We start from the raw sequence: 3,609 nt of genomic DNA, 5'->3' as shown, positions 1-3,609 counted from the left end.
GTTGGGCTTCTCCCAGTCCCACAGCCGCCGGGGCCAGCCGCGGAAGGAACCGGCCACCAGCGTCCAGTCCTCGTCCTTGATCACCTCCCAGATCTCCTGCGACATGCGCGGCGGCGAGATGGGGCTTTCGTCCCAGCGCTTGCGCAGCATGGCCTGACTCTCCTCGCGGATCTCCCGGTGGCGCTGTTCCAGCGCCCGGCAGCGGTCGTCCTTCACCGACTTCTCGGGGCCGCCGCGGCGCCGCACCGCCTCGGTCAGGGCGGGCACGAACACCTTGGTGTCGGCCAGGATCGGCAGGTCCACCGGCGACAGCTCCATGAACTCGGTGGACCAGCTCTTGATGGCGAAGTCCGCCAGCGTGACGTTGATGATCTTGCAGCCGGGCTGGAACGCGGGCGCGGAAGTCTGGGTCTTGGCGTCGTGCCGGTGCAGCGCGCCGTAGAGATCCATGACGTCGAGCCCGAGGATCACGTCGGCCTCGGCCACCAACTCCTTCTCCCTGCCGCTCAGGTCCAGGGGGTGCGTGTTGGGGAAGTTGTGGCGCGCGCCCCGGTCCACCACCGCGGCCCCCAGCTCTTCGGCCAGTTCCACCAGCGAGAGCATGGACAAGGGATTCCGGCCCATGTAGTCGGCGATGATGAGCGGGTTTCGCGCGTCGCACAGCCACGCCGCGGCTTCCTCGATGGCGCCCTGCTCGGCCTGGAGCGGCACCGGCGGGCGGAAACGGTCGGGCGCCGGCATGGACTGGGCCATGGCTTCCGGCAGCCGCGATTCCTGCAGGTCGAGGTCGAAGCACAGGTAGACCGGCCCCTTGGGCTCGGTCATGGCCACGCGGTAGCCGCGCAGGATGGAGTTGGACAGCGCGCCCAGGCTCATGGGCTGGTCGTCCAGCTTGACGATGTCGCGCACGAAGTTGCCCTGCACCAGCGCCGTGTGGATCCAGTCTATCCACGGGCGCCGCTTGGTGGTGTCCATGGGGCCCGTGCCTCCCAGCACCAGCACCGGCGTCTTGTCACACCACGCATTGTAGATGGCCATGGAGGCGTGCTGGAGACCCACCACGTCGTGCACGATGGCGGCCATGGGCTCGCCGGTAGCCTTGGCGTAGCCGTGGGCCACGGCCACCGCGATCTCCTCGTGGCAGCACACGATCATCTCCGGGTTCGTGTTGTGATTGTAGTTCACCAGCGAGTCGTGAATGCCCCGAAAGCTCGCTCCGGGGTTCAGGGCCGCGTACTTGATGCCCAGGCTCTTGAGCATGTCGACGATCAGGTCTGAGCCGTATTCCGCCATGTTGTCTCCTGTCATTTCAACCGATTCAAGCATTCGCCAATGCTCGCCAAACGCTTCCGCCAACCCGGCGACACGTCCCGCCGGATAGAGGACGATTACCGTAACCCGCACCCGCCAGCATCAGAGTTTCCTACCGCAAACGTCGCCACGTTAGTAACGGCAGAAGCACAAATATATCCAGCCCCAAGGCTGCGAGGAGTGTGGACCCTACCAACACGCCCAGAACCGCGGACAACTGAAACGCCGACAAACCAAGGATGAAAAACCCTACACAAAGACACAACGTGGTGAAAAAGACGGCCGGTCCGGCCGTCTTCAGGGCATATTGTATGCCCTGTTCCGTGTCGCATCCACTCCGCAATGCTGCACGAAATTTCGTCATTATGTGGATCGTGTCGTCCACGACTACACCCAACGCGGTACTAAACATCGCAGCGACTCCGATGTTCACTTCCGCAACGAGGAAGCCCCAGCAACCGTAAACGGCCAACATCGGAAGTATGTTCGGCACCAGGCTCACCAACGCATACTTCCACGACCATAGGCCCACACCAACTACAACCGTGATCAGAAATACGGCAAGAATGCCGCCGTATACCATTCCCCGGAGGTTTTCCTGACTAAGTCGAGCGAACATGAGCGGGATACTGGCCGACTGAACGTCGTAAGGGAAGGAGTTCCGGCCCAACCAGCCTCTGGTCCTCTCTTCGAAAGAAAGCAGTTCTTCGTTACTCACCTTTCCCAATTCGACCACAACTTTCGAATGGCGAGCCATCGGGTCGATGAGGTCGCAGGCTCTGCCAGTCCTCCGGAGTGCCCCTCCTGCGCTCGCGCTCGTACGCTCGCCTGACTTCATTGCACCATACGTCAGATCAGGACAGTTCCGAAAGGAGCGGACGTGAATCGTCTCCGGCTGTGCAAGCAACCATTCTGCGAAGCGATTCGTCTCGTCTCCACATCCCCTGGTGAACACGCCATTCGCTTCCCCGCAATCCACTGAGTAGGTCACCGACCGCAGGCCCGCGATGCGGCCGTCTGCAAACTCAATAGCCCGACCGAACTCCAACCTGTCCGAAAACCACTCCAGGGAATTATCATCAAGAACGTTTCGGTAAATGGGCACCGTGGCAACCACGCAGAGGCCCACTGTCACACTGCCTAATAACACGCGACGCCGTACCACCACCGCAGCCAGTTGACTGAACGCAGCGTTCAACCACCTGATGGACACCATGGCCCTCGGCCGCGTCGCCAGTGCGCGAAACCAGGAAACCACTCAAGTCACCGGCTCGTAGGCTTGCCGCCGCGCTCGAAGTGGAAACCACGCTTGCCGTGTCCTCGGCACGTCGACTCCCGAGTAATTGTGTTACTGACTGGACCCGTGTGACGTATGCCAGCTTGGCGATTTCCTCGGTCACCCAACCGGTGGCGGCAAGAACCCTTGGTTGAAATATGTCCTCACTCCGCGGCCGGAGCAGGACGACCGCCACATCACCCACCTCGGAATACCTCTCGGCCATCATCTCCAGCGCCTGCCGGTACGGGTCTTTCGGATCCACGAAGTCCCTGTAATCGGATTTGACGTTCAACATTGACACCCCCACACCCAACAACCCCACCGTCACTACTACCGCAATGAACCACAAGCATCTGTGCCGCACGATGTGGTCAGCCAAACGCCGCTCTATGGTATTCTCCGAAGCCGGACCCAAAGGACATCCTCCTGCGCGCCGTGATAACCAGGTACAGAACTCAAGACACCGGCAAACTGCCGAAGCCAGAAAGGCCAAAGCACCGGCTAGTGCAACGGGGTAAGTGTTCGAAAAGTGCTCGAAGTGAGTAGTGGGGACGCACGGCCAACAAGGCGCCCGACTATCGAATCACAAACGTCGGCTGAGTCTCGGCCGTACAATCCATGCGACACCGAGGACGACCAGCCGAAGCCGGGGTCACTCTCCGCGCCACTGGGGTGCACGTTTCTCCACGAAGGCCCGCGCACCTTCCTTGACGTCCGAGGTGGTCCTCAGGAGCGCCGAGAGGTCGGTCTCCAGGCGCAGGCCGTCGTCCAGCGACATCTCGTAGCCCTCGCGCACCGCCTCCTTGGCGAAGACGACGGCCACCGGCGCCTTGGTGGCAATGGCCGTGGCGTACTCCTCGGCCGCGGCCATGAGGCCATCGCGGGGAACCACCTTGTTCACCAGACCGATGCGGCAGGCTTCCTCCGCGTCGATCACGCTGCCCGTGAGGATCAGCTCCAGCGCCTTGCCGAGCCCCACCACCCGCGACAGGCGCTGGGTGCCGCCGCTGCCGGGGATC

3 protein-coding genes are annotated in these 3,609 nt (G+C 62.3%); all 3 read right to left on the bottom strand.

Annotated elements, in window-relative coordinates:
• The coding region (locus OXF11_05375; GenBank protein ID MCY4486533.1) for a thiamine pyrophosphate-binding protein at window positions 1-1,293 on the bottom strand (1,293 nt) is incomplete at its 3' end.
• 130 nt (window positions 1,294-1,423) lie between these two features.
• A complete protein-coding gene (locus OXF11_05370; protein ID MCY4486532.1) occupies window positions 1,424-2,527 on the bottom strand; it encodes an MMPL family transporter in 1,104 nt (367 codons plus the stop codon).
• 715 nt (window positions 2,528-3,242) lie between these two features.
• Window positions 3,243-3,609: enoyl-CoA hydratase-related protein (locus OXF11_05365; GenBank protein MCY4486531.1), on the bottom strand; the 367-nt coding region annotated here is incomplete at its 5' end.

The organism is Deltaproteobacteria bacterium, from assembly GCA_026712905.1.
Classification (GTDB): Bacteria; Desulfobacterota; Binatia; order UBA9968; family JAJDTQ01; genus JAJDTQ01.
This window is presented reverse-complemented; position numbering and strand designations above follow the sequence as displayed.